This is a genomic window from Desulforhopalus sp. IMCC35007 (assembly GCF_005116575.1).
Lineage (GTDB): Bacteria > Desulfobacterota > Desulfobulbia > Desulfobulbales > Desulfocapsaceae > Desulforhopalus_A.
On sequence record NZ_SWCN01000016.1, the window covers coordinates 77,844 to 104,031 of the forward strand.

Annotated in this window: 23 protein-coding genes; 1 reads left to right on the plus strand and 22 read right to left on the minus strand. The window is 45.9% G+C overall.

Translation table 11 applies throughout. The features are described from left to right. Positions 1-45 precede the first annotated feature (45 nt). From FCL48_RS16485 to FCL48_RS16585, 21 genes are all read right to left on the minus strand, one after another. Positions 46-1,113, minus strand: coding sequence for a DUF362 domain-containing protein (locus FCL48_RS16485; protein WP_136873622.1), 1,068 nt, complete (start codon positions 1,111-1,113; stop codon positions 46-48). 160 nt (positions 1,114-1,273) lie between these two features. Then, on the minus strand, positions 1,274-1,687 hold the full coding sequence (locus FCL48_RS16490) for a GFA family protein (protein ID WP_136873624.1): 414 nt from the start codon (positions 1,685-1,687) through the stop codon (positions 1,274-1,276). 155 nt (positions 1,688-1,842) lie between these two features. Continuing rightward, the gene (locus FCL48_RS16495) at positions 1,843-2,241 is read right to left on the minus strand and encodes a hypothetical protein (RefSeq protein WP_136873626.1); all 399 of its coding nucleotides are present in this window, start codon (positions 2,239-2,241) and stop codon (positions 1,843-1,845) included. A gap of 129 nt (positions 2,242-2,370) precedes the next feature. Further along, positions 2,371-2,973, minus strand: coding sequence for an HAD family phosphatase (locus FCL48_RS16500; RefSeq protein WP_136873628.1), 603 nt, complete (start codon positions 2,971-2,973; stop codon positions 2,371-2,373). A gap of 305 nt (positions 2,974-3,278) precedes the next feature. Then, the gene (locus FCL48_RS16505; protein ID WP_136873630.1) at positions 3,279-4,349 is read right to left on the minus strand and encodes a hypothetical protein; all 1,071 of its coding nucleotides are present in this window, start codon (positions 4,347-4,349) and stop codon (positions 3,279-3,281) included. Beyond that, positions 4,346-5,398: a phosphatidylserine/phosphatidylglycerophosphate/cardiolipin synthase family protein gene (locus tag FCL48_RS16510; RefSeq protein ID WP_169309255.1), complete on the minus strand. Its 1,053-nt coding sequence runs from the start codon at positions 5,396-5,398 to the stop codon at positions 4,346-4,348. The genes FCL48_RS16505 and FCL48_RS16510 overlap by 4 nt, the downstream gene beginning before the upstream one ends. Before the next feature lie 49 nt (positions 5,399-5,447). Next, positions 5,448-5,975, minus strand: coding sequence for a hypothetical protein (locus FCL48_RS16515; protein WP_136873634.1), 528 nt, complete (start codon positions 5,973-5,975; stop codon positions 5,448-5,450). Between the two features lie 37 nt (positions 5,976-6,012). Continuing rightward, complete coding sequence (locus tag FCL48_RS16520; RefSeq protein WP_136873636.1) at positions 6,013-6,804, minus strand: hypothetical protein; 792 nt, start codon at positions 6,802-6,804, stop codon at positions 6,013-6,015. 397 nt (positions 6,805-7,201) lie between these two features. Continuing rightward, positions 7,202-8,401: a putative zinc-binding metallopeptidase gene (locus tag FCL48_RS16525; RefSeq protein ID WP_136873638.1), complete on the minus strand. Its 1,200-nt coding sequence runs from the start codon at positions 8,399-8,401 to the stop codon at positions 7,202-7,204. Positions 8,402-8,624: 223 nt separating this feature from the next. Beyond that, positions 8,625-9,503 (minus strand): DUF1186 domain-containing protein, encoded by an 879-nt coding sequence (locus FCL48_RS16530; protein WP_136873640.1) that lies wholly within the window; start codon positions 9,501-9,503, stop codon positions 8,625-8,627. Between the two features lie 569 nt (positions 9,504-10,072). After that, positions 10,073-10,948 (minus strand): hypothetical protein, encoded by an 876-nt coding sequence (locus FCL48_RS16535; RefSeq protein ID WP_136873642.1) that lies wholly within the window; start codon positions 10,946-10,948, stop codon positions 10,073-10,075. Between the two features lie 326 nt (positions 10,949-11,274). Further along, on the minus strand, positions 11,275-12,813 hold the full coding sequence (locus tag FCL48_RS16540; protein ID WP_169309256.1) for an NAD(P)/FAD-dependent oxidoreductase: 1,539 nt from the start codon (positions 12,811-12,813) through the stop codon (positions 11,275-11,277). A 101-nt stretch (positions 12,814-12,914) separates the two neighbouring features. Continuing rightward, on the minus strand, positions 12,915-13,952 hold the full coding sequence (locus tag FCL48_RS16545; protein WP_136873646.1) for an extracellular solute-binding protein: 1,038 nt from the start codon (positions 13,950-13,952) through the stop codon (positions 12,915-12,917). Next, complete coding sequence (potC, locus tag FCL48_RS16550; protein WP_136873648.1) at positions 13,949-14,719, minus strand: spermidine/putrescine ABC transporter permease PotC; 771 nt, start codon at positions 14,717-14,719, stop codon at positions 13,949-13,951. The genes FCL48_RS16545 and potC overlap by 4 nt, the downstream gene beginning before the upstream one ends. Then, positions 14,716-15,573: a spermidine/putrescine ABC transporter permease PotB gene (potB, locus tag FCL48_RS16555; RefSeq protein WP_136873650.1), complete on the minus strand. Its 858-nt coding sequence runs from the start codon at positions 15,571-15,573 to the stop codon at positions 14,716-14,718. Before potB ends, potC begins: the two co-directional genes overlap by 4 nt. Continuing rightward, positions 15,557-16,654, minus strand: coding sequence for a spermidine/putrescine ABC transporter ATP-binding protein PotA (potA, locus tag FCL48_RS16560; RefSeq protein ID WP_136873652.1), 1,098 nt, complete (start codon positions 16,652-16,654; stop codon positions 15,557-15,559). The genes potB and potA overlap by 17 nt, the downstream gene beginning before the upstream one ends. A 283-nt stretch (positions 16,655-16,937) precedes the next feature. Continuing rightward, positions 16,938-18,236: a response regulator gene (locus FCL48_RS16565; RefSeq protein WP_136873654.1), complete on the minus strand. Its 1,299-nt coding sequence runs from the start codon at positions 18,234-18,236 to the stop codon at positions 16,938-16,940. A gap of 21 nt (positions 18,237-18,257) precedes the next feature. Then, positions 18,258-19,478: an FIST signal transduction protein gene (locus tag FCL48_RS16570; protein WP_136873656.1), complete on the minus strand. Its 1,221-nt coding sequence runs from the start codon at positions 19,476-19,478 to the stop codon at positions 18,258-18,260. Positions 19,479-19,854: 376 nt separating this feature from the next. Beyond that, complete coding sequence (locus tag FCL48_RS16575; protein WP_136873658.1) at positions 19,855-20,532, minus strand: NAD-dependent deacylase; 678 nt, start codon at positions 20,530-20,532, stop codon at positions 19,855-19,857. Between the two features lie 87 nt (positions 20,533-20,619). Beyond that, entirely contained in the window at positions 20,620-23,082 is a 2,463-nt protein-coding gene (locus tag FCL48_RS16580; protein ID WP_136873660.1) for a helix-turn-helix domain-containing protein, read from the minus strand. Then, positions 23,079-23,813: a YecA family protein gene (locus tag FCL48_RS16585; RefSeq protein ID WP_136873662.1), complete on the minus strand. Its 735-nt coding sequence runs from the start codon at positions 23,811-23,813 to the stop codon at positions 23,079-23,081. Before FCL48_RS16585 ends, FCL48_RS16580 begins: the two co-directional genes overlap by 4 nt. Before the next feature lie 181 nt (positions 23,814-23,994). Between FCL48_RS16585 and FCL48_RS16590 the strand changes: the two genes are divergently transcribed. Next, entirely contained in the window at positions 23,995-24,726 is a 732-nt protein-coding gene (locus FCL48_RS16590; protein WP_169309257.1) for a metallophosphoesterase, read from the plus strand. Here the strand turns inward: FCL48_RS16590 and FCL48_RS16595 are convergent. Next, on the minus strand, positions 24,713-26,062 hold the full coding sequence (locus FCL48_RS16595; protein WP_136873666.1) for a serine/threonine-protein kinase: 1,350 nt from the start codon (positions 26,060-26,062) through the stop codon (positions 24,713-24,715). The two genes, FCL48_RS16590 and FCL48_RS16595, sit on opposite strands and share 14 nt — an antisense overlap. Positions 26,063-26,188: the final 126 nt, after the last annotated feature.

Here is a 26,188-nt window from a genome sequence, read left to right on the forward strand (position 1 = left end):
ACTTCCTTACCGATCCTGTATACTTTTCCCGGCAATGCTGATACCTTAACTCAGCCTCATTGCCTTTTCAGGGCAGATTTCCTGGCAGCAGAAACAGGCGATACAGGTGTTGGCATCGACCACCGGAACGGTTTCCTGCATGGTGAGTGCAGACACGGGGCAGTGGTCGACGCAGGCGCCGCAGGCTGTACAGAGTTCCGGGTCGGCCTTGGGGGTAACATTGGCCTTGCTGTTCATTAATTGCTGAATTGCCTGGTTTCCTGCAATAGCATCACCGCCTAAGGGTGGGAGCTTGAAGTTGGAGAGAACCTGCATTTCCCCAACAATTTCAATCGTATCAGAGGCAAAATCACCCAGGCCAAACTCTCTTGCTTTTTGCAGAAAACGCAGACGTTCCGGGGCAACACCCATCATCCGGGCAACAACTGCATCAAGGGCCACGGCATTAGCTGCGGCGAGGACCAGGCCGATCTCTCTCAGTTCAGGTGAAGCTGGACCATTTCCTTCCATTCCCACCACGGCGTCCATGATGAAAAGATCCGGGACCCGCAGGCGAAAAACCTCAACTATCACCTCATGAAAACGCTCCGGTGTACCTGCAAGCTGGTGTAGTCGTGCTTTTTGGCCGCCAGGCAGGATGCCATAGCTGTTTTTGATGGCCCCAGTCAAAACGGTAAGACCATGGGTCTTGAATTTGGGCAGACTGATGAGGATATCCGCGTCCATAATTGCTTTTGAAACCCCTATCTCAGCCATGAAATCAGGGTTAAAGTCAAGGTGTTGTGTGGAGTCGCCAAGGTTTTTGTAATACCCTTTTGCAGCCTCCATCAGGCCGGTGTGTTTAAAGCTGTTTTCATTATCACCGTAATTAAACAAGCCGGGATTATCGCCTACAATAATTTCAAGCGGGGAGAGCTCTTCGACCTTGTCAATAACAGCACGTAAGAGGGCAGGGTTTGTGACGATATGCTCTTCGGCTTTTGATGTCCGGAGTACGTTTGGTTTGATGACAACCTTTTTTCCGGCAATATTCTGGGGGAAAAGTTCAAAGGCCCGGTCTACAGCTTCCCGGCAGTTTTCGTATGTTGCCGGATGTATCATGACTTGATGCATATTTCCTCCTTATTTACAGATAGATGGCGATGTTTTTCGCTACTTGTCAGGCTACCTGCCTCTCTGGTTAACCCTGATTTCGAACAATGTGCAGTAGAAGCAAATAAAAAGATCTGGAATGGGGTGTGGCTGTAGGTCGACCAGATTTCCTATATGAAACTCAAGGCCCTTTATCAAAGACCTTCACACCCTCTGGAATCTCATACCAACTTTGTTTTTCAGATACCCAGATATGCACAGTTGGTTGGAAGATGGTGTCATCTTCTATGTGCACCGGCTTGAGTTTTAGTTTTACCGTCGCTGTATCAGCCGGATTATAATGATAAATTCTGTTTCCACAGTCAGGACAGAATTTGGCAATGTTTATGTTTCCACTATCTGCGATTCTGCTCCATTCTTTGAGGTCCCCACTAAACTCTATAGCACCAGCTGCTACGACCGCTGTAACACTGAACGGACCTGTCGCGAGTTTTTGACATTCGGTACAGTGACAGGCCATGACTATTTTGGGGGCTTCATGCAGTTTATATGTGACCTGACCACATTGGCAGGAGCCTTCTATTGGATATTTCATATATTTTGATCCTCCTGAACACGTAAAACAACTCATTGGGGTGGGCCACTGAAGGTCATGGTGAACCTGGAGGCCTGTATGAACCTGCTCACTACCTGTCCTTGAGGAATCAACAACATGGCAGAAGCTGGTATACTCTACGCTTTATGGTACTCTCAAATAAGACCTTTCAGTTTTGCGACCAGCCAGGGCGATAGAGTTGTTACAATCAGGACCAGCAGGAACAAGTTGCCTGTTGTGATATTCAATACCTGAAACAGCTCACTCCATGGCCTGCCACCAATGTAGTGACCAAAGCCAAACTCAACAATGACTGTGATCATCAGCCAGTACAAACCAATCATCCTATAGGTAGTAGCTGATATTGTACCAAAAGCTGCAATTGTAAAATATACAATAATTAAAATAATTATCGAGAGGGATACGCCACTGAGTGGCAGGGCAATGTGGTCTCCGATAACTTTTGCAATAACTCTGTCCCTGAGTCCCCCGTTTACAATGGCAGCAATGGCCATCAACACCCAAATGCCCAACGCTTTGAGGATTATCATCATCTTTTACCCATTGAAGCTATGGTCAAAATAAAAGCGCAGTCATCTTTGTAAAAGTGCCCTTGCTGACTGACAGAAAAAAGCTTGCAAGGCTGATGGCGTGCTGTGAAGTTAGCCATTTAAATCTTAATGTTATTCGTATAAATGTAACGACCTCAGGCTTGTTATCACACCTTTGATTCCTTTTACTTGTACAGCGTGTATGCCCGTCTTTTGAGCACTTTGGATATTTTCAGCATTATCGTCTAGAAACAGAACCTGATCCGGATCAGCATCTAATTGTTTGACGACATATTCAAATATCCTGATGTCTGGCTTTGTTAATCCCACAATATGGGAAGAAAAAGCATGGTCAAAATATCTCAGGATGTCGAAATCATTTTTCATTCTTGGCCAATGAATCTCATTACAGTTGGAAAGAATAGACAGTGTAAACTTTTCTTTCAATGCTTCTAACAGATCAATGGCTCCCGGATATACCCTTTTGGGCCATTGGGCAAAGTTAATGATAAATTCGTCCGGGGATATTTTTAACCTGAAATGTTGGATAAATTCTGCCGCCAGCTCTTCAGAACTCACGTGGCCTCTTTCAAACTCGTGGGCAATGGGCAGCTTGAACCATTCGTGCACCGACACCCTGATACCCAGAGGGAAAAGATCTTCAGGAAGAGGTGTGCCACCCAACTCGATAATAACTCCCCCAAGATCAAAAATAATGTGTTTTATATGTTCCATTTCCCAGCGTTCAAATCCCAAAGTAAATGATATATGCCATCAGTCACAGGATAATGATCCAATTGAGCCCTACTATGCCTTGGTCTGTCTCACTTCTGTCCCTGCCTTATGCTCAGACAAAAATGAATATTCTTTGAGTGTAGTTCACCACAGAATAAGGCTCAAGATTTTTATCATTGAGGGGATATGAGTGAGGAGCGGTAGAGACTGATACTGTTGGTCTGAGATCGGTTAATGAAATGTATCAGTTTTATACGTATTGTAAACTTCATCCCTGTTTCCGGGAGATAGAGAAAGCGCTGCGACTATAATTCGATGCTGATTGCAACGGGAAAATGATCGGAACAACCCCGCTGTTTTTCCTTGTCAAAAGGGATGGGTTTCCCATTTCTGTTGGTGATTTCATAGGTACTGCCATCTTGAAGTTGCGTGGTTCGTTCGTTAAATATGGTTGACGAGCCCGTCTCGTAAAACGGTTTGAATGATGAATCGAGTAATCCCTTGCTCATCATAATCTGATCATAAAATCTCCACCGAGGTGTTCTGTAATAGGAACCTACTCCTCCAATATGCTGCCAGAAGGGATTAAAGATGGCAGGTGAGTGTTTCATATATGATTGAAATCTTGCTTTTTTGGTGTTTCCTCTGACTTTTTCGTCTGCCAGCACAACTTCTGTGTCATTTGTCGACCCAAGGAGCTCTATAGACGCATCAAACATTTCATCGTTAAAATCACCCATAACAACAACAGGCGTCAAAGCACGCTTGCTGATATCGGCATCGCTTGGCACCGTCAGAGATTTCGTTTGGGGATCCCACATTTCCTGAAGAGTGAATCTCGCTTTGGCGCGAATGAGGTTGTTTACATAGATTGCCGCGCTTATTCTCTGCCCTGATGCTTCACTCACCATTCGGGACGGCCAGTGATTGACGAGAACGGACAGTGTTTTGTCATGGGAGAGCTGTAAATCACACTCAAGTATGTCGCGCGTGATATATTTGCGGTCGATGACGTGGGAGCGAAGTTTGCTGACTCCTTTTACCACAGCTTTATTTACGAGAAGCCCAATATTTAGACCATCCAGAGCAAACCCTGTTTCATCTTCGCGCATAAATTCTACAGCCGTCATTTCCGCGGTTGCAAGGTTGTCCGCGATCCTTTGGCACAGCTCAACATTTTCAATTTCTGCAAATCCAATAAGAAGCGGTGTGCCAGACTGTCGGCTGATCTGATCGATTACGGCAGCAATGACTGTAATTTTTTTTGAGGTGTCGGCAGGAGCAGCCTCACCGCCGGATAAGGCGTGCTCAATAGGGCTGCCTTGAGAGCCAAATAACCGTTGGATATTCCAGAAAATTAAAGAGTGTTGACTCATGTGTCCTCCTGTGGAACTCTGGCGTTTTGCATGAGACGATCGATTTCGCTTTGGATAAAATGTGAAATGTTCTGGGTAATTTGGCTTATTATAGTCAAGCCGAATTCAAAAGAATCTTCTGCTGCGTGGGAAGCGTTTGCGGTAGTGACATGAGTGAGTTTGCCGTCAACGGAAAGCATTTTATAATGCATCCGTCCTAGCGCTCCAGTCAAGACCCCAGGGTAATATCGTACATCCACCCCGATTTTTCGGAGTTGGGGAACGGCATCCCAACTGGTTCCGGCTTGATCACCATCAACCACTCCATACACTCGTACCCCCCTTTCAATGGCTCCTCTCAGGGCTTTATCAACCCGTGAATCTGTCGAAAGATTAAAATAGGCAAAACAAATATATTCTTCTGCCTTGTCAATGCATTCCTCTGCGAGGTCTGTCGCCTGTCCGTTTGCTCCGGCGGCACAGGCGAGGACCTCCTTTGCAAATTTAGCTTCATGGGAAAAAAATGCATCTCGGAAATCCCCATCCCAACTGTTATTAAACAACCTTTGCGCTGCATCAAAAAAAGGAGGATTATTGAGGACAATACCCCAGTTGTAATGTGTACCGATGCTGCCAGGTGACAAGTTGGCTGAGGTGACAAAGATGAGTTTGCCTCCGTCCTCTTTTTCAGAAAGAATGAGGTTGGTATGCTGCAAAGCACCTTTGATCTGGTCAGCTCGCACCTCAACCCCACCTCGCATCATGGCAAGAAGACATTGACGGTTTTGCTCCCTTTCCCCCTGCATCTCCCAGATCAATGATCCTGCTAAGGGTTTTCGTTCATAGATATAATCCGATTCTATCAGCACTTTGGCCCTGCCATTTCGTTTGTTTTCCAGATCTGCCAGTGCGTCGACAATTTTATTATCGGCAACCTGCTGGCTACACAAGTGGACAAACCTGGATTCGCCAAGAAACGCCATGAGTGGTTCGCGAATGGTATCCGTAGCACCCCGCAGGGAGGGAGACAGGTACAGGGTATAATTGTTATGTAAATCAGTAAAAGCCATCTCGCCTCCCATAAGGTATACAGGGTGAACTTTCAATGCGGTTTAAAGATTATCTTGGCCTGTTTTCGTCAATCCACTGTCGACCATCATCAGTTCTGTCCGCAAGCCAGTCACAGGCATCAGCACCATCTTCCCAGCCCAGATGTTCAAGCACATCACCTACTTCACGGAATAAATCTGCCAACCATTCAAGAGCTCTATCAACCCAGGACCAAAAATCACCTGAAGTCGTGGGGGTATCATTTATCGGAAAGGTTCCTGGCGCCAATTCATTGGCCATATTTTCAAAGACCAGCAAGGCCTGGGTGTGGAATTTTGCAATTTCATTTCTACTCTCCTTCAACCGTTCTAATAGGGTGGTTTTTTGAGCGGGTGTGAGTGTACCCAGACTGATTTCTCTATTCTCTTCTACCGTTTCGATGATGCCAACCACCCTTTTGTAGCTATCCCTGTAGTTTTTCTTTAATTTAACGTGTGTTTCAATGAGATAGCGTAATCTCTCAGGCTTTGGCATGGTGATGGGATCGGGTATGAAATCCCTACGTGGAAAAGGTGTGAATGTTGTTGAATTCGGCATGTTTTTTCCTCCGTATTTGAACTTATGAAAATCAATATCAGCGACTGCTATTGACTTCCAGGTGAGGATTGCGAGACCTGCCGACAGGAATGCAGGTTTCTGCGCCATCCCAGAGACTTTGAACATCAGAAAACTTCAGTTTTCCTGTCCCCCCTTGCCCCCAATCAGGTCCCCAGGAATTTTGAAACGTAAAATATGATCTTTGAAAATCGAGATCACCGCTGTTGGTTCGAATAATTTTTACCGCGTAGAGTAAAACGCAGTGTTTTCCAGATAAACTCCCGGCCGGAATTACAAATCCCTCCTTATCTGGTTTGTCCATATTGCTGTACCAGGCACAACCAAAAACAACCGGGCCCATATATCCCACGGCCACGACCAGATCCAGGAAGTTAAAAGCCCAGCGGTATTCTCGGATGTAGCCAAGTGATTTTACCACCTTTGCTGCGGCAAGCACGGATGTACCCTCGACAAAAGGAAATGCCCCTGGATAGGCACCGCCAGGGAAACGATCAATCATCTGTGCTCTAAAATAAATTTCTTCTTTGGCAAAAAAAACACTGATATTTTTTACTTCTGCAGGACGCGCACTCAGTTCATGGGCCCAGGCGAAGCCTACACAGGCGCCATCGCGTCCTTGGTTTAACGTTGTTCCAGGGTGCCAGGTATACGAACGTAGTTTATTGCGTCTCTTTTCGGGGATAACTGTGGAAACAGAAAAATGACGTGATTGTGGATCTTTTTCATCAACACGATCTAACCTTGGATCTGTTGTCGTCGTTCCATCTTTCAAGAAAATCAAGTGATCAAGGTCGTTTGATTCGTCCATAGGAGCACCTTGTTGAGAAGTTCGACTCAGCTATGTTGATCTAAAAAAACGGTATAACAGAGATTAAGGCAGTCAAGGCCCGTTGGAAACAATCCCAAGTAATTATTTCTCTCAGTAATTGCTTTTGCAGGTCAAAGGGGATGACGACGAAAGTATCATCAAAGACGACTGCCCCTGGCAAGGGGGGTTGTGCACAATAAAAGTAAACAGGCTTCTCCTCAATACTTTCAGGAAAGTGGTCTGTATTGCCATAAAGAAGGAAAAATAGGCAGAGAGTGTGCGGTTCCTGACAGAGCTGAACGAATGTGCGTCAAAAGCCGACGCCCCTCAGCTTTGATGAGTGCTCTCTGAATGCCGGAGGTAAACGCCGGCATAGAGTGACCATGGCTATTTGCTATCAGCTTTTTGTTTTATCTTTTGGTGAATCATTGTCTTCATCCAGTACCAATGCAGGTAACCGATTTAACCTGTTGTGAATGGCATGATGAATAAATGATAGTTTTGTCCTTACTGGCTGCGTTAACACAAACGGATAGGCATCATCCAGCCCCATACTGCGGTTTAATGAATTGAGAATCACAGAGAAATCCATCCAGGTATCCAAAATATTGGAGATCGGTGTCTGCACAGAAAAATAGTAATGGTCTTGAGGTAATTCCAATTCGCCAACTTCTTCATTATCAGCTGTATTGCCCGAAGTTGAACCTGTGATGGAAAAATTCTGCGCTGTCTCTAACGTGTCGATGATGTGCATGTAATGTGCCCAGGTTTCTGCCCAGTCTTCATAGGGATGCATGGTGGCATATTCGCTAATAAACGTTTTGTGCCAATTTTCTGGTGCACCGTTCTTGTAATGGTGATCCATTGCTTTTTGATAATCCAATTCATCGTCACCAAAGTATTGTTTACATAAGGCGTGTTTTTCCGGAGAGTTTGCTATTAACTGGTCAAAATAATAATGGCCGAGTTCGTGGCGAAAATGTCCAAGCAATGTACGATAATGTTCACCCATGGCGATCTTTGTACTCGATCGGGCGACGTCATCGGCTTCGGCGAGGTTAATTGTTATGTGTCCGCAATCGTGACCGGTAAACACCGCTTCATGATGTGTTAATTTGCTGGCAAAGTGATCTTTGACGTTACGATCGGTAATAAAATCAAAACTTAAACCGCTTTCTGGATCCTGACTGATAGTTCGCAACGGGACGGGTAATGCGTTTAAGGTATATAATGCGCGACGTTTGGCCGCCTCCATTTTTTTCCATAAGGGAATGTGTTCAACAATGGATAAATCCGGAATGGTTTCGTTAAAACGACAGGCAAAACACAACACTTCATCTTTACCGGCAACGGGTACAAAGGTGTTTAAATTAACCATGCCATTACAGGCTTTGAATTGAGCATTGTTATCACATTTTTGATAACGGATCTCAGGATCTGCCGCCTTGAAAAAATGCCCGTTTGCTTCATCAAGCTCATAAGGCTCCACCTGGTTAAATTCGTCATCAAATCCAACAGTTCTGCCGCAAGCAATGCAAAGGTTACTTTCAAAAAATAAAGTTGGCTGATCTTTGCAATTACATTGAAATGTTTTCATATAAATATTGGGTCCGCAAAAGAGGAGGATTAATGGATAATTTAACCATAAAATATTGAGTTAGCGAAAAAATGTCATGTGCCATAAAATTCAGAGCGCAATCATCACAATACAGAATTTAGCGTCGGTTAGATAGCGCTTAATGTGATCAATGACCAAATCGTAACGAAAATCGACTACCCTCATTTCTGCTGACTGCTTTGGTCGGTTGGGCGATTCGTTATTATTTCTTCCTTTTTCGATTTCCTTTTTTCGATGCTTTCGACTGTTTTCTCTTTGACTTTTTGTGTCTCTTATCCAGTTTTGGACTGTTTTTCAGTGATTTGACTGATGAGTTGCCTGATAAGGATCCCTGGGGTTGTTTAAAACATGCCCACCAGGACATCCTCTCATGGAGGTTGTCCAATTGTCTTTTTTGCAGCTCAGCCTTAAGTCTATCTAAACATTTTTCCTTACTGCTCTTTAATACTTCAGTGAAATCTTCATAACGGATATGGCCGGGGTTAACTAACCCTTCATCGTATGCTTTTTCAATTGTCTCCATCAATTCTTCTGGATAGATATCGTATACACAAGTTGCCAATATATCATGAAAGGCGGACTGCGGAGGCTCTTCTAGAGAGAATAATTCCTGATAAAAGGACAAAATTTCTTCACGGGTTATATAGCCTTCAATCAATGCATAAGACAATGCTTCAAGTCCTGACCCTCGACAATAATCATATGCACTTTCGTTTAATATTAATTCCTTGATTCGCTCAATATTGCCTCCACATGTTCGAAGAAGCACAATGGGTAGGTCGACTGTCAGAGAATCTCCGAATAAATCGCTGGGCAGATCATCTGGCAGGCTAAACAGATCAACTATTACGTCATGGGCTTTAGTTTCGCAAAAATGGCCCAATATCATAAAGGCGTATATGTGACCCCAATAATCACTGTCGCGATCAGCATATTTTTCAGGATCTTGGAGTACTTTTTCTAATACTGATATTAAGTGAGGTGTGATCTCTTCACGTTGAGCGAGTGCAGCCTCAATTTCATCGCGTTTATAATTTTCATCATAAATTTCCAATGATTTTATAAGTTCATTAATTTCCATGTCGTTCTCTATATTTTTTTGTTAGAAATAAATTGCTTGCAGCTGCAAAGGTTGAGTTCAGCGGGCGCGGTAGGGCGATCCGCAGGGTCTGCTGGAAAAACTGGTCGCCTGCAGTCCAATTCCAGAAATAGCGCTTTGTTGTCCGTAGCGGAAAAGGTGTGATACAGAGCGCCCTGTATATAATAAACGGATTTCATCATGTGCAACTTTGCCCTGAAATTCCCAACGCTTATTTTGCTGTGCCGCTCATTGGCTCTGGGATCTTGTTGGATAGCTGGCTTTTCCCACACAATGCCATGAATGGGGTTCATAAACCTCACGAATATTTCCTGCAAAAACTGCATGGCGAGGTAGCCTGATTTCTTGCTCCATAATCCCCTATGGAAAATCCAATAGTGTAATATATGGAAAAATTGTATAAAATCATATAATAAACGATGATAATGGATGAATTGTGTGTTCAACCTGGCAACAATATAAATTGGGAACGATAATAGCACACAGTTGTTAAGGAATCTCCATGTAAGACTTAGCTGGACAAGTATGAAAACATGCAATTTCCCAACCACTTATATGTCTTTATCCGTTATCTGATCCTCATATTCTGGGTAGTGCTTTGCGATGCATTGAGGACAAATACTATGGCTGAATTCAGCTTCGGTGTGTTTGGTTACATATGCTTCAACCTGACTCCAGAAGCCTTTATCGTCCCTGATGTTCTTACAGTATGAACAGATGGGAACAATTCCCTTTAATGTTTTGAGCTCCGCCATTGCGGCCGACAAGTCATACTCAACCCTTTGAAAGTTGAGGACAATAAGACCAATGACAAGGAATATGTTTCCACCGAAAAAAAGAATTACAGTTATGCCGTGAAAGGCTGACGCGTTGATAAAATCAACGATGGGACTCTCCACAAATGCTGTTTGGACAATGCGTAAGATGAGCCAGAGAGTCTGGATGCTGAAGACAGCCACTAGAAATCTGTTTTGACCATCGATCAAGCGTGGAACATTCTTGTGGACGATATAGCCAGAATATCCACAGAGTATTGCCATAGTGGTCGAAACAATAACTATGCGCGCGTTTACATCTGGAGAGAAATAGGTGAAATAGATAAACAATATAACCATTGATAGGGTAAGGGATAGAAACAGCCATATTCTCCTGGTACTATTTGTAAAAAGTTCCAATCCGTATGCTATAAGTCCTTTACCTGTAATGAGAAGGGTGTTTGCAACAATAATTGAAAGGAAGTCGGGCAGGACATTTCTAAAGCCCATAAATGCCAGAGCGAAACAGTAGAGAATGGAGGCGATTGTCCATTGCATAAAGCCGTTGTATATTTTGCGGGTCCGAGACACATAGATCATGCAAATACAGAGGATCAGGCTGATGATACTTGAAATTACAGAGAGCGATCTGATATCAAACAGATAGAGCATCTTTTGACTCCTCTTGGTCCGCTAGCCAGGATATTTTTTCCTTTCAAACCCCTTTCGAAACGTGCATGAATTTTTACCTCTCACTGGTTTCCCTCGGTAAGACTTACCATGTTGGGAGTCCGGTGGATTTACATTTTCTTCACGTTATGAAGGACTGCCAGAAAAAGAGGGTGCGTCTACCCTCGCCATCTTTCTGACATTATCTATTTCATAAATCCCAAGAGAAAAAATAACAATAGAAACCATAAAAATGCTGCGGTTTTCTCTACACACAGAAAGAGTGGAGTGAAAACATTTGTAGATCTGGAGTTGCTTTAAAAAAAATATTATGGGGTGTTTTCAGCTATTGAAAGAGCAGTGCGTATGCCGTCCACCCCACTGGAGATGATGCCACCGGACCAGCCAGAGCCTTCACCTGCAAGATAGAGGTTGGAGAACCCCTGGCATCTTTTCTTCTCGTCGCGGATCGCCTGGAGTGGTGATGAGGTTTTACTCTCAAGGCCCATGATAGTCCCGGAATCAAAACCTTTCAGCTTGCGGCTAAAGAGCTGCAGGCCCTGGGAAATGGAACGACTGATCTCAGATGGCAGCAGTTCCCAGAGTGGGGCCGGGGTAAGGCCGAGGGGATAGCTTGAAGCGACGGATTGCGAGCTGTTTTTCTTCTGGATAAAGCCTGATATGGTCGAAAAGGGAGCCTGATATCCGTTTGTGCTGTTGTAAAAACGTTGTTCAAGCCCACTGAGCCAGTCAAGGGCTTCCAGTGGTTCGATGGATTTGCCAAGCAGGGATTCCAGATTGACTCCAGCCACACAGGCCGCATTGGCAAAGTGGCCGTTTCGTCGGTAGCGACTCATGCCGTTGACAATATTGGTATCTGCGTAGGCCGTGGCCGGCACAACGATTCCTCCGGGGCACATGCAGAAGGTGAAGACCGGCAGGTGGCCCTCAGTATTGGCGGTAAGCCTGTACTCAGCGGCTTTGACTCCAGGAAGAGAGGGTTTACCCCACTGGGCGGTGTTGATCAGTTCCTGGGGGTGTTCGATACGGCAGCCGATAGCAAAATTTTTACTGCGAAAGGGTACATTTCGACGTATCAGCATGCGGTAGGTTTCATAGGCGGAGTGACCACAGGCGATGAGCAGGACATCTGCCTGGATTTCTCCTTGTGTGGTGACCGCTGCTGTGACGCTGCCGTTTTCAACGTTTAAGTCTGTGAGCTGGGTTTCAAAACAGATCTCGCCGCCAAGAGCCTCAAACTCATTGCGCAGCTGGACCACAATATGTCTGAGGTGGTCTGTGCCCAGATGTGGGTGGGCGAGATAGGCTATTTCAGCAGGTGCTCCGGCTTTGATATAACTGTCGAGGATGAATTGTTTTTCTTTGGCAATCTTTTTGGTACGGGCGGTGAGTTTACCATCAGAAAAAGTACCTGCACCACCCTCTCCGAAAGCATAATTGCTGAGTGGATCAAAGACACCGGTTGATTCGAAATCTCTGATTCCCTGAACGCGTTTATCAACCCGACTGCCACGTTCGATCAGGGTAGTGCGAAAACCTGCTTTTTGGAGTACCAGAGCTGCGAAAAAACCGGCGGGACCACTACCTACCACGAGTGCTTTTGAGCTCCTTTGTTGATAGGGAATTTCAAGGATAGGCTGCTGAGCCGGTTCGCCCCCTTTGAGTTCTTCCGATACAGCTCCTACCTTGATCAACCAGTGAATATTGCTTTTTTTTCTGGCATCCAGACTTTTACTCTCAATACTGAAGGTGCAGTCTTTAATCTTGAGTTGCCGCAAGATGGCATCTTTCAAGGCATCATCGCTGTAATCGGTGGGAAGTTGCAGTGTGATTTCCCTGTAGCCCAAAGCTGGATCTCCTCTGAGGAATGATTTCTGAATATCTACGCTGTGACTGAAATATCCGGTTTCTCTTACCACGTTAAGAAACCGGATACCAGTTGAATACTTTAGTTGCCGCTTCGCAGTTTTTCCCAATACTCCTGGTAGATGGGCAGCGCATTGCCGACATCGGTCTGGAATTCACCGGCATCGATAGTCTTTTCATCAGGAAAGATGACCTGGCTGGTACGAACCTTCTCGTCCAAAAGTGGCAGAGTGGTGAGAATCGGGGTGGCGTAGCCGTTTTCCTCCACACAGATCTTTGCAATTTCAGGCTTCATCATAAAGTTGATAAAGCTATGGGCGTTCTTGACATTGCGGGCCGTTTTTGGAATAGCATAGCTGTCAACCCAGAGGTTGGCTCCTTCACTGGGATAGATATACTGGATGGCTTCATTTTCTTCCTGTGCCATCCAGGCTTCACCGTTCCAGATCATGCCGACATTGACTTCACCAGCCAGGTAGGGCAGCCTCGGCGAATCACTGTTGAACACCAGAACGTTTGGCATCAGGTCCTTGAGAAGAAGGTAGGCGTCTTTGATCTGCTCCGGATCTTCCGTGTTACTGCTGTATCCCTTGATCTTGAGAGCCATATGGAAGACTTCCCGCATATCATCCTGCAGGAGAAGCTGGTTTTTGAACTCGGGTTTCCAAAGGTCCTTCCAGGAGGTGACTGTCTGGGGATCGATCATCTCACTGTTCACGCAAAGGCCGGTAGATCCCCACATATAGGGGATGGAATAAACGTTACCCTTATCGTAATTTTTGTTAAGCATTTTTGGATCAAGGGCGCCAGCGTTTGGCAGCAATGATTTATCCAAGGGCTGCAACATGCCCTCTCTTCCCATTTTACTGACAAAATAGGTCGACGGAAAGACGACATCATATCCATCTTCGCTGACTAGCTTGAGCTTGGCATACATGGTTTCATTGCTTTCATAGGTGGAGTAGATCACCTCTATACCGGTCTCTTTGGTGAAGAGTTCGAGCACTGTTTCCGGAATGTACTCAGACCAGTTATAGACATATACTTTTTCACTGGCCATTGAGGTCAGAGGGCAGAGGATCATTGCAATAAACAGCATCAAGGTGTGGCGGATTTTCATTTTTTTTCTTTCTCCTTCATAAGAAGTTGACTGATCAGCACAAAGATTAGAGACAACACAATCATAACTGTTGCCAGGGCGTTGACTTCAGGTTTTACACCCACTTTTACCATCGAAAAGATCTTCAGCGGCAAGACATCATAGGATGGGCCGGTTACAAACGAACTGACGATAACATCATCGAGCGACAGGGTAAAAGAGAGCAGCCAGCTGGAAAGAAGCGCAGGCTTGAGAAGAGGAAATACAATTCTTTTCAGGATCTGGCTCTCCGAGGCACCAAGGTCGCGTGCTGCATCAAGCAGGTACGGATCAAAGCCTTTGAGTCTTGCGTGCACTGTAACCACTGTGAACGGCAAACAAAAGGTGATGTGGGCCAGAATCAACGACCAGAACCCAAGAGATATTCCTATGGTGACAAAAAGAACAAGCAGTGAAATGGCAAGAATGATGTCAGGTGCCATCATCAGGGTCATCAGAGTGCCGTGGAGAATACGCCTACCGGGAAATCTGTAGCGGCTAAACCCAATGCCTGCCAGGGCTCCGATTCCAGTTGCCGCTGTGGACGCCAGTACGGCGATGATAAGTGAATGGCGCGCCGCCTCCATGAGACCGGCGTTACCCGCCATTGCCTGAAACCATTTCAGGGTAAAGCCATCCCAGTGTAACCCGTAACGGTTGAGGTTGAACGCGTTCACCAGGACAATACCTATGGGCACGTAGAGGTAGGTGAAGATACCGATAAAATATGCGAGTCGCAGACTTTTCATTTGTCATATCTCCGCACGGTAAAACGGTGGAGAATCAGACCATAGCCTGCCAGCATGAGAGCCATCATTATGATGAGGACAACGCTTGAGGCAGCCCCGAGTGGCCAGTTGTGGGCGTTAAGAAACTGCTGCTGGATGAGATTACCGATGAGGAGTTGTTTTGCCCCTCCCAGAAGCGCGGCTACATAAAACAGCCCCATTGTCGGAACAAAGACCATAATACAACCTGCAAAGATTCCAGGCAGGGTCAGTGGCAGGACCACCCTTCTGAACCAGGTAAAGGTGCTGGCACCCAGGTCCCTCGCCGCTTCCACAAGCCGGTAGTCAAATTTTTCAACATTTGCATACAGAGGCAAAATCATAAAGGGCAGCATAAGATAAAACAAGCCGAGAACCACCGCCAGGTCAGTATAGAGCAGGCGTATGGGGCTGTCTATGAGTCCTGTAGAAAGAAGTATGGTATTCACCAGTCCTTTTTGTCCAAGTACCATGCGGATGGCATAGGTGCGTATCAGAGAATTTGTCCAGAAAGGTACCATCAGCAGGATAAGGACGAGGGTGCGGAATCTTTTCCTGAGGCGGCCGGTGAACCAGGCAAAAGGATAGCCAAAGATCAGACAGAGCAGGGTGGTAAGACCTGCAAATTTCACCGAACGGAGAATTATCTCAATATAGCGTGGATTGATAAGTTCCTGATAGGAAGTGAGGGAAAATGACAGGGTGAAAAATTCAACTGGGTCCTGGGTCAGAAAGCTCGTTACGATCAGCATCAGGAGAGGTACCACTCCAAAAAGTACCAGCCACAATGAAATCAGGATAATGATGAAAAATTTTGATTTAGACCAGGTTTTCATCAGGTAAAACCACCTCCCAGCCTTTAACCCAGGAAACCTTTACCTTTTCGCCAACGCTGTAATCAAAATCGGGATCGTCTTCATCAAAAAATTCGCAGGCCTGTACCGTTGTGCCGTTGTCGAGCAAAATAGTGGTGTCGAGGGTGGGGCCCCGATAACTGCGCTCAACAATGGAGCCATGGAAAAACGGCATCCCGGATTCTATTTCACCAGACAGCCGCAGATCTTCGGGGCGCAGGAGCAGTTGAACAGATTGGCCGGACTGCAGATCTTTTTTTGTCACGACGGGGAGATTCTGGCCATTGAGAGTTATGGTGAACGTGTTATCGGCCAATTGTTCAGTGACAGTGCCGGGGAAAAGGTTGATGTCTCCGATGAATTTTGCCACGTAGAGATTGTTGGGTTCTTCGTAAACCTCTCTTGGGCTGCCGACCTGAGCGACTTTTCCATCCTGCATGACAACGACTCTGTCCGACATGGAAAGAGCTTCTTCCTGATCATGGGTGACCAGAATAAAGGCGATTCCAAGTTCTCGCTGGATGCGTTTGAGCTCAAGCTGCATGTCTCTTCTCAATCTGGCGTCAAGGGCTGAAAACGGCTCGTCGAGCAGAAGAACCTTGGGGCGATTGATTATAGCCCGCGCAACCGCTACCCTCTGCTGTTGTCCTCCCGACAACTGTCCTGGGAAACGATCGGTGAAGGCAGTCATTTTTACCTCTGCAAGGGCATTTTCGACCTGGCTGGTCAGTTTTTGCCCCTGTATACCCTTTAAACGGAGTCCAAAGGCCACATTGTCAAAGACGTTCATGTGGGGAAAAAGAGCATAGCTTTGAAATACAGTATTTACCTGTCGCCGCTCCGGCGGGAGATTGAGCAGGGTGACACCTTCGAGAAGAACTGTACCTGAATCCGGAGTTTCAAAGCCTGCTATCAGGCGCAGAAGAGTAGTTTTTCCGCAACCTGATGGTCCCAGCAGGGTAATAAATTCTCCAGAGGCGATATCCAGAGAAAAATCACTGAGGACTGTGCAGTTGGAGAATTTTTTGGATAAACCATGAATGGAAAGAACGATATTTGTCAACGCTAACCTTTAAGTGTCTGTATTATGACGAAAATTAAACAATGAAATCTGGTAACAAAATATTCAAAATAAATGAGACTTGCAGTGCTGTCAATTGCCATTTTTAGACGCGCTGCCCGTTGGTGAAATGTCGCCTTACCGGGAGCTGTAAGAAAGAGCACAATGCTCAATGAACTGATTGTACAACTGTACCTCTGGATTTTGTTCCTCAGAAACTGATTTTATCGGAACCAGCCTGGTCAGGTGCAGGTTATATGGTTGTGGCCTTCTGGGGGGCAGGGTATCATTTGGAAAGTATCATCATTACAGCCGACCCGAGCTGGTCAATGGTGTAGGGCTTTTTGATGAACCCACCAGCTCCCTTGCGGCAAGCTTTTTCTACAAACTGATTTTCAGAAAATCCACTGACTATAAGGGTTTTCTGGTTTGAATTCATTGCAGATATTTTTTTATAGGTTTCATAACCGTTCATACCTTTTCCAAGGACCATGTCGAGCAATACCAGGTCAATGGAGTTTGACCGGAGGTAGGTTATCGCTTCCTCGCCAGAGGAAACTGTTGAAGCACGGTAACCAAGATGGGTGAGGATTTCCACGGCAACATCTCGCTGGACCTCATCGTCATCGACCACAAGAATATTGCCCTCTCCACGAAGTCTACTATTGGTCAAAAACGAAGCTGGTGTCTTAATATCAATTTTGGAGAGTGGAAAATAAAGGCTGAAACAACTGCCATGTTCACCGGAGGTGACATCTACATAACCCTGGTGATCTTCCATTGTGTTCCAGACGACACTTAAGCCGAGACCAGTTCCGCTTCTTCCCATTATTTTTTTAGTATAAAACGGCTCAAAAATTTGATTCAAGGATTCCTTCGACATACCGTGGCCGTTGTCACTGACCTGGAGGATAGCAAATTTTCCGTTTACCCTCTCATCGGGGCCACACTCAATGTTTTTAGAAAAGGTTGAAATTGTAATATTCCCTCTCCCTTGAATCGCTTCGGCAGCGTTGGCAACGAGGTTCATTATACATTTTGTTACATGAACGGGTGAGCAGCAAATAGGGAGGGGTGGATTGTCGATCTTTTTCTCACAGGTAATGTGCGGGTGCCGTGACATGAGGGCTTCGTATTGTGGTGAACGAGTGTATTCAAAAACTATCTCATTGAGATCGTGGACTTCTTTCGAACAGGCAACACCGCGGGCCACAGTTAATAAATCCTCGACAACTGATGCAGCACGTAGTCCAGACTTTTTAATGCGAAGCACTTGTGAACGGATCGGACTTTCTTCAGGCAGATGTAGAAGAATCAATTCAGGATAATTTATGATACCTGAAAGTATATTGTTAAGGTCATGAGCAACACCTCCAGCCATGAGGCCGATGGACTCCATGCGTTTCGCCCGTTGAAGTTTTTCCTGGATCTGCTCCTTTTCTTTCAATAGACCTGCAACCTTAGAGACTTCTTCTAATTCCCGCAGAGTTCTGTTGCTGACTTGGTTTAAAATACGCCGGTAGTATGCTATTTCGACATCTTTTTTCTCGATCTCATCTTTTAGCAATTGTATGGTATGTGGCATGGATTCCTGCTGATCAAGAGTTCAAATGGAGAAGACAGCAAGCACACCTGTCCAGTCAAGCCCACGATTTTTATTGTTAAATGGAGCAATTTCCACACCGGAATAAAAGCCAAAAAGTGGTATGTTGTTACGATTTAAAACCTCCTGAACTTCGGCCGCTTCTTCCATTAATATTTCTGAAAACAGCGCACTTCTGCCAGCGCAGTCAATATAAAAGGCCCATTGTGGAGTTTTTCCACTCTTCTTGATGTCTTGCATCAGACTTTCTGTATTTGATTTTGCTGATTCTAACATTTTTATGGGGTCACGGAGCATAAACTGAAATTCAGTTCCCTTGTCAAAATCAGCTTCAAAGATGACGATGCCGGATTTATCAGGGAGCACGCCAGTAATAAGACGGTTGACGTAATTCTGTTCAGCAAAGTGATCCCAGAATTTTTCCCCATGATTGACACCAATGGTCAACCGTTTAACGGGAAGCTGCTTTTGCCATTCCTCGTCACCGTAGATGTCATTGATAACCTCCACAGCGGGTAGATTATCAATTTCGTAGATAATTGAGCCTTCTATCTTGGTAATTGTGTGGTAGATGCCATCTTTGGGTGAACATCCGTGCATTATCTGCACATCGACACTGAAGTTTCCACGTATGAGAAGTGCAGCTGCATGCTGTGAATTCACATCGTCGCCGATAAATTGAATGGATGGTGAAAAATTAAAATCTGCAACAGTTCCCGCTCCAATTATGGGAATATTGAAGGGCAACTCGTTTTCAATTCCTTTGAGTAACGGGGTGGAAGAGTTAAGCACTGGAGGTGAATTGTCGGCTGGTGGTTGTTGAATGGAATCATAAAAAAGCAGGAGAGTATCGTCCTTTTCAACAGAAAGCTGTCGAACAAGATCACGGCCTACTGTTTTTTCTCCATGATCAAGGCCTCCTGTCGCAGCAACCTGTATCTGCATATCCTCATCTTCGATGACAACGATGCCGGCAGGATAACCTTCATAAGAAATTGAATGGTTTGTTATGAAACCAATGGCTGAACCGCCAAGAACCGGGGTCTTTGTCCCCAAAACTGATCTGATACCTTGCAGCAGTTCCTTTGCATTCACATTTCCGTGGCAGAATGCCAGGGAAAAAGTTGCGTTTGTAATCGCTCCATCTCTTAATGCCTGCTGAGCAATTTTCACGCCAGATGCAAAGGCATCTTCCTCGTTGTTGTGTCCAATACCAACTTTCATCAATTATCTCCAGGCGCAATATTATTGAGAGAAAGATGGGGGAAACCTTCTCTTCGCAGTTTTTTAAAAAGAGTTTATCTACGAAAAAATAGCTTACGGATGCATAAAGATTACTCTTTCAAAGTATGTTTTTCAATTATTAAGTGCTGACATCCATCGCCGGGAAGGCATAGCCTCTCTTGCCTGTCATAAAAAGCGCCCTCTCAAATTTTTACTGCAAATGTTCTCTGTGGAAGGTTTAGAGCTGGCACACCAAAGGCTACATGTATTTGTTATTAACGCGATATATGCGTTTATATTGTATCATTTTGTTCTATTTTTTGACAAGAAACTCGCTGAAGCCTTGAACTCTCAAAGCAAGGTTAATTTTTCATAGTTACAGCAGGAGTTTTTGGAGATATTGGGCCACCGATACTGTGGCCGGGCCGATCACCTGTTCATGAAAGCGGGAGGAAGCGGCGCTGGTCTCAAGGTTGATTTCGACTGTGTGAGAGCAGGTGCTCATGGCAAGTTCGACAAAGCCTGCTGCGGGGTAGACGTGCCCCGAAGTACCGATGGCGACAAAGAGGTCACACTTTTCAATGGCCCTGTAGATCCGCTCCATTTCCAGAGGTACCTCGCCAAACCAGACGATGTGTGGCCGCCATTGTGTGCCGGTAAGATCTTCTCTGCAGGTCTTTATTTTACCACTGCTGGTACAGCGGGCTTTCAGGAGTTCTCCGTGCATATGGATCAGATGTTTTGAGCCCGCCCGGTCATGGAGATCGTCGACATTCTGGGTCACAAGAAGAAAATCGCCGCCGTTTTCTGTGAAACGCCTTTCAAACTCGGCCAGGAACAGATGTGCCTCGTTGGGCTGGGCTTGTTCCAGAAGCATTCTCCGCCTGGCGTTATAAAAATTCTGAACGAGTTCAGGGTTTCTTAAAAATGCCTGAGGCGTTGCAACGTCCTCAACCCGCTGGCCTTCCCAGAGCCCACCCTTACCACGAAAGGTACCAAGGCCGCTTTCCGCACTCACTCCGGCCCCGGTGAGGATAACTATCTTTTGGTACATACCAACTCCATTGTTCGTTCACCTCGCTGATTTTGACTCAAAGCTTTTATTTCGTCTGATATTTCATGGATTGAGATAATATGCGGCTTAGTCCGGGTGACACTCCAGATAAGCAAGGCCGAGTTTAATTTCACCATAGCTGTAATTATTACCGAGAGCGGCTTTAATGTCGTTGAGTTTTTTTGTTTTTTTCTCCTTTAGGGCGCTGATTATTACCTCCAGCTTGTCTTTTGCAACCAGGGTATCAATATCGACCTCGCCACAGGCCACATAGTGGGCGAGGTGTCCTTCGATTGTGGTGAGAGACAAGCCTCTGTTCTGGGCAATTTCCTGAAGATTTAACCCTGACTCAAATAGCTCCAGGCTTTGGCGTTTGGTGTCCTTTATCTGTTTTCCTTCCTGTTCAGAAAAAGAAAGTAAGTCCTGAACTACAGGTAACTGAACGGTCTCAATGTTATTTTTTACCCGGTACTCCAGAACCATATCGATGAGCTCTTCCCCGTACCGCGTGGTCAGTTTCTCTCCAATACCTTTTATCTTTTTGAGGGCCGCGATGGAATCGGGGAGGTTCACTGCGATCTGTATTATGGTTTTCAGGTGCATAACCTGAAAAGGAGTGAGGTTCTCTCCTTTTGCCTTTTTATCTCTCCAGTCTTTAAGTGTGTTGTACAGCTTGGGGTGATCGACGTCCGTTTCTGTGTAGGTAACGGATGGTGGCTTGACCTCTTTTGTTTTGGTCTTGATCTCAGCCTTGGTGATGGCTCTTAGATATCTGGCTGTATCAAAGCCCTTGGCACAGGAGGCTATTGCAGACTGTTTTACATTGGATTCTTCCTGGAGGTTTTGAAAGGTATTTCTGCTTTTTTTGCGGATCTCTTTATTGTCGGTTTCAAGGCTCAGTTTTACGAGATGATCGGCCAGATGGGTCTTGAGTTTTTCTTTAAAGTAGATGGACGCCTTGGTAAGTCGCTCAAGAATCACAGGATCATCTGAGGGCAGCAGGTCGTCACGAAACAGCCCCCGGAGCTGGGCTTTAAAATTTTCTCCCACCATACAGATTTCCCGGGTGATGAGAGGTTGAAGTTGGCCAAGGTCGTCGGCCCCCTTTAACCTGAGGATTTCCCGGTTTCTTTCCACAAGTGAGACAAGGCGGGCAAAGAGGTTTCTAAGACGCTGGAAATCAAAACAATCCAGCAGTAGATTCTGCTGGTAGCGTATTTTGGCAAGGGCGAGCTTCTCTTCTGTGGGCAGGTTTTGTCCGGCTTGTTCGGTAAACTGTAGAACCGTTCGATCGGTTTTCACGGAGTTCAGGGCAAGAGGCGTACTGAGAACCATCCCCTCCAGGGTCCGGCAGCGACTGAGGGCGACATATACCTGGCCGTGGGCAAAGGAGGACTGGGCATCGATGATGGCATTGTCAAAAGTGAGGCCCTGACTTTTGTGGATAGTTATTGCCCAGGCAAGTTTGAGAGGGTACTGGACGAATGCACCGATCTTATTTTCGCTGACCTCCATGGTTTCTTCATCAAGGGAATAATCTATGTTTTCCCAGGTTGCAGGTTCCACTATGATCTCATCGTTATCGTCCCTGCATTTGATCGATATACGATCCCCTGAAATCCTGGTGATTTTGCCAATCTTGCCGTTGAAATATCGTTTTTCATGGGAGGCATCGTTGCGCATGAACATCACCTGCGCGTCTACCTTCAGTTCCAGGGTTGATGGGGTAGGGTAGGAGTGTTCAGGAAACTCACCTTCCACCTTTGCGGAGAATCGGTGGGCACTATGGCTGAGTTGCTCAAGTCTTGTACTATTGATCTTATCAGCACTCTGGTTGTGGGTACACAGGGTGATATAGCCCTCACTTGCCACCTCCTTTTTCTCAAAGTCTTTTATGTGACGGGCATTGAGAGCGTTTAGACTTTCAGGATCGAGCCTGTTGTCCCGCACTTTATTGAGAAGAGAAATAAATGTATCGTCTGCCTGGCGGTAGATGTGCTGCAGTTCAACAGAGATAAGTTCTGTTTTTCCAAGGGCGGTGCTGCTGAAAAAATAGGGGGAAGCGTAATGGGCTTGCAGTATACGCCACTCTTCATTTTTAACAACCGGTGCCAGCTGATGGAGATCACCTATTAAGAGGAGTTGAACCCCGCCAAAGGCCAGGTTAGAGCGTCGGTAGCGGCGAAGTACGCTGTCGACCCCGTCCAGAAGATCGGCACGGACCATACTGATTTCATCGATGACCAGAAGATCAAGGCTTTTGATGATGTTGATCTTATCTCGGCTGAACTTATGCTGTCTGGTATGCTCACTGCCGGGAATAAAAGGACCAAATGGCATCTGAAAAAACGAATGCAGGGTGACTCCACCGGCATTGATTGCCGCAACGCCTGTTGGCGCGGTGACCACCATCCTTTTCTCACAATCTTTTTTGATATTGTGGAGAAAGGTAGTTTTTCCCGTACCCGCTTTACCTGTTAAAAAAACATTGCAGCCGGTATCCCGCACAAATGCGTCTGCAAGTTGTAATTCGGGGTTTGTACGACTCATTTTTTCTGACCGAAATCCACTTCTATGATATTTGACTTGCCTTTGCGGCTTGCATTTTTTGCCTTTTCGATTTTACGTTTTTTATCTTCTCTGGTGGCTATGGATTCAAGGCTTTTACTATGGTTCTGCAGGGTTTCAATGGCAAGAGGCAGCGAGGCAAGAAGAAACATCTGAATCTGTAACTCTCTGTTTTCTGAAGAGTCACCACCCTGTGGGAAAACCTCCAAAAATGCTTCAGATGGCATATTTTCAAAGAAATCCATGACTTCATATGGGTCCACAAGCCCCTCGATGGTCATAAGACTGTGGTACAGCTGTTGGGCCTGTTGTTCCGAGAGATAGTCATATTCTTCTGGGTCCCACAGTTCTTCAAAGAGAGTAATGGCCTCTTCAAAGCCGGAGACCCAGGCATAGAGATCCTCAAGTGCCGCAGAGTCCAGTTCATTGAGATTAAAGGGAAAGGTCAGCTTTTTGTCGTGGAAATGTGCCACTTGTCGGTTGTAGACCTGGATGAGACAGTTGTGCATTTCTTCAACCTGGCCAAGGGGATCAAAAGTGGGCATGTCATCACCAAATATTACAGGAAGCCACTGGCTTGACAGGAGGAGGCCCGGGGTCATGGCAAGGCCGAAAAGATAGCCTTCCAACTCCTCGAAGGTAAAGCTTTCCTCCGGATTAGGTGCGAGGGCAAGGTAATTTTTTAGTGTTGCAGTCTCTTCTTTAGTAAGCATTGATTTTCAATTCCTGTTAAGTATGAAAGGTGGTCGTTTGTTACAGCAATAGTCAAAAATAGGTCCAAAAGAAAGGGAAATTTACAGCCCGGAGGAAAACCGGCTGCCCCTTAAAATATTCTGGATAATGACACCTGCAGCGGGTAGGCCCGGTGTGGGTGGGGACCATGGGGAAATACCTATGAGAACCGCGGTATTGTCAGACATACATGCAAATCTCGAAGCTTTTGAAGCTGTTTTGTCCCATGCAAAAACGCGGGAAGTGGATGATTATGTCAGCCTTGGAGACGTGGTTGGTTATGGGGCGAGCCCCAACGAATGCATCGAAATTCTGCGATCTATCTCCTGTCTGTCTCTTCTTGGAAATCACGATGCAGCGGTACTGGACATCCCCATCAATATGAACCAGGATGGGCGGAAGGTGATCAACTGGACCAGGGAGCATCTTTCCCGTGCGTCTCTTGCATATCTTCTTCAGATGGAAGATGTGATTCACCGGGGTAAGGTCTCCTACTGTCATTCCAATCCTTACAGGCCGCGGAACTGGTATTATGTGAGCGAAAAAACCTATATCACAAGCTCATTTGCCAGATCCAAAGCAAAAATTCTTTTTGTGGGGCATACCCATGTACCCCTTGCAATCACCCGGAGAAATTTCTTTTGTGTGTATTTACGTTCTCCTGAGCATGCCACCGTTGTACCGATAGCCGATCGTAACCGTCAGATCTTTAACAGCGGCAGTATTGGCCAACCGAGAGACGGTGATCCCCGGGCATCGTATCTCATCTATGACAGTCTGAACAGTCGGATTGAATTCTATCGAATCAGCTATAATATCGGACGGGCTGCTGAAAAAATCCTCCAGGCGGGATTGCCCGAAGTCTTTGCCCAACGGCTTTTCAGTGGCTTGTAGAGAACAAGGGCAGCGTTACTCCTTTACCAAAATCAGGAAAAGTCCGCTGTATATCGCTCAGCAATTCGGTGGCGCTTGGATAACGTTTATTCACATCTTTTTCCAGGCACTTTATTATAATAGCTTCCATCAGGGGATTAAAACCTGGATTTGCGCTGGAAGGGCTGCGGTTGGTCAGGGTTGTTTCGATATCAACAGGGTACTCGTTGTTCTGTTGGTCGTATGGAGTGGTGTTGGTTGCAAAAATATAGAGGATGACACCAAGAGCCCAGACATCGCTGGCGATGCAGGATTCTCCCCGAAATTGCTCAGGAGGCATGAAGTTTACCGTTCCCTCGGAAGCACCATCGGCGCTTTGCCATGTCAGATCGCGGGCAATACCAAAATCGAGGAGTTTGAGCTGGCCATCGGGCTTAATGAGGATGTTTTCCGGTTTGATATCCCGGTGGAGGATCTTGTTTTTATGACTGTAGGAAATAACTGAGAGGAGCTGGAGGAAGTAGCTTTCCCGGTCAAGGGGGGAAATATCTCCTTCAAGGAGCTTTTGCAGGGTCGGGCCTTGGACATATTCCTGGATGAGAATGAATCTGCCACTTTCTTTGACCACCTCAATCAGGTGTACAATATTTGGATGATGAACGAGGCGTTTTAGAATAGCGGCTGATCTCAGTACCCGGATATTCATCTGGGGCGAGTGGGGAATTTTTGCCACGGCGAGCCGTTTCGTGCCTATTTCCTCCACCAGCCAGACCACCCCAAAGCCACCAAGGCCGAGCCTTTTGATGAGTTGCCAGCGGTCAAATATATTTTCACTATGGGATTTTTCAATTAAGGATTTCGGGGAAAAATAGCTCAGCCCTGCCTGAAGGTATTGAACGGCCCGATGCCAGGCCGGGTAAACAGGGAGGTCTTTTTTTGCCACCTTTGCCGCATGTCGCTGGCGTTGTTGGGCGATGGTCTGGCCAATCTCAAAAAGAACGAGAAAGCTGATGGAGAACTGGTTGTTGTTGAGGGGCAGGTTGATGAAATCATCAGCTCCCGCCTGGAGGTATTTTTTAATCCCGGAGCGTTTTTCAGGTGGTATCAGCAGCAGAATCGGGATCAACGGGCCAATAAAATCGCGGATAAGCTGGATAACCCGGTCCTCCCTGTCTTTGTTCTGGACATGGTAGATGACGAGGCAGAGCTTGCTTTTAGGAAAATCGGAGAGAAAGTGTCTTGTGGTCTGGATAGTGAGCGAAATTCTATCGACCTCAAAAGAAGAGGTGAGGCTTTTTACGAGTGTCGACTCTGATTCAGTCAGGCCGAACTGTAGAATGGTTTCCCGCTGATTCATTGCCTAACATAGTTAAGGTGGATTAGTGTGATTTTCGTGCAATCAAGTCACATGAGAACTATTTTCCTGGTGTTGTCAGACGAGTATGATGTGTTACTGGCCTGTTTTTTGTTACGGTATTTCAAG

Coding starts and splice junctions, on each gene's coding strand:
- FCL48_RS16485 (WP_136873622.1), bottom strand. CDS start 1,113: ATGCATCAAGTCATGATACATCCGGCAACATACGAAAACTGCCGGGAA.
- FCL48_RS16490 (WP_136873624.1), bottom strand. CDS start 1,687: ATGAAATATCCAATAGAAGGCTCCTGCCAATGTGGTCAGGTCACATAT.
- FCL48_RS16495 (WP_136873626.1), bottom strand. CDS start 2,241: ATGATGATAATCCTCAAAGCGTTGGGCATTTGGGTGTTGATGGCCATT.
- FCL48_RS16500 (WP_136873628.1), bottom strand. CDS start 2,973: ATGGAACATATAAAACACATTATTTTTGATCTTGGGGGAGTTATTATC.
- FCL48_RS16505 (WP_136873630.1), bottom strand. CDS start 4,349: ATGAGTCAACACTCTTTAATTTTCTGGAATATCCAACGGTTATTTGGC.
- FCL48_RS16510 (WP_169309255.1), bottom strand. CDS start 5,398: ATGGCTTTTACTGATTTACATAACAATTATACCCTGTACCTGTCTCCC.
- FCL48_RS16515 (WP_136873634.1), bottom strand. CDS start 5,975: ATGCCGAATTCAACAACATTCACACCTTTTCCACGTAGGGATTTCATA.
- FCL48_RS16520 (WP_136873636.1), bottom strand. CDS start 6,804: ATGGACGAATCAAACGACCTTGATCACTTGATTTTCTTGAAAGATGGA.
- FCL48_RS16525 (WP_136873638.1), bottom strand. CDS start 8,401: ATGAAAACATTTCAATGTAATTGCAAAGATCAGCCAACTTTATTTTTT.
- FCL48_RS16530 (WP_136873640.1), bottom strand. CDS start 9,503: ATGGAAATTAATGAACTTATAAAATCATTGGAAATTTATGATGAAAAT.
- FCL48_RS16535 (WP_136873642.1), bottom strand. CDS start 10,948: ATGCTCTATCTGTTTGATATCAGATCGCTCTCTGTAATTTCAAGTATC.
- FCL48_RS16545 (WP_136873646.1), bottom strand. CDS start 13,952: ATGAAAATCCGCCACACCTTGATGCTGTTTATTGCAATGATCCTCTGC.
- potC (WP_136873648.1), bottom strand. CDS start 14,719: ATGAAAAGTCTGCGACTCGCATATTTTATCGGTATCTTCACCTACCTC.
- potB (WP_136873650.1), bottom strand. CDS start 15,573: ATGAAAACCTGGTCTAAATCAAAATTTTTCATCATTATCCTGATTTCA.
- FCL48_RS16565 (WP_136873654.1), bottom strand. CDS start 18,236: ATGCCACATACCATACAATTGCTAAAAGATGAGATCGAGAAAAAAGAT.
- FCL48_RS16570 (WP_136873656.1), bottom strand. CDS start 19,478: ATGAAAGTTGGTATTGGACACAACAACGAGGAAGATGCCTTTGCATCT.
- FCL48_RS16575 (WP_136873658.1), bottom strand. CDS start 20,532: ATGTACCAAAAGATAGTTATCCTCACCGGGGCCGGAGTGAGTGCGGAA.
- FCL48_RS16580 (WP_136873660.1), bottom strand. CDS start 23,082: ATGAGTCGTACAAACCCCGAATTACAACTTGCAGACGCATTTGTGCGG.
- FCL48_RS16585 (WP_136873662.1), bottom strand. CDS start 23,813: ATGCTTACTAAAGAAGAGACTGCAACACTAAAAAATTACCTTGCCCTC.
- FCL48_RS16590 (WP_169309257.1), top strand. CDS start 23,995: ATGAGAACCGCGGTATTGTCAGACATACATGCAAATCTCGAAGCTTTT.
- FCL48_RS16595 (WP_136873666.1), bottom strand. CDS start 26,062: ATGAATCAGCGGGAAACCATTCTACAGTTCGGCCTGACTGAATCAGAG.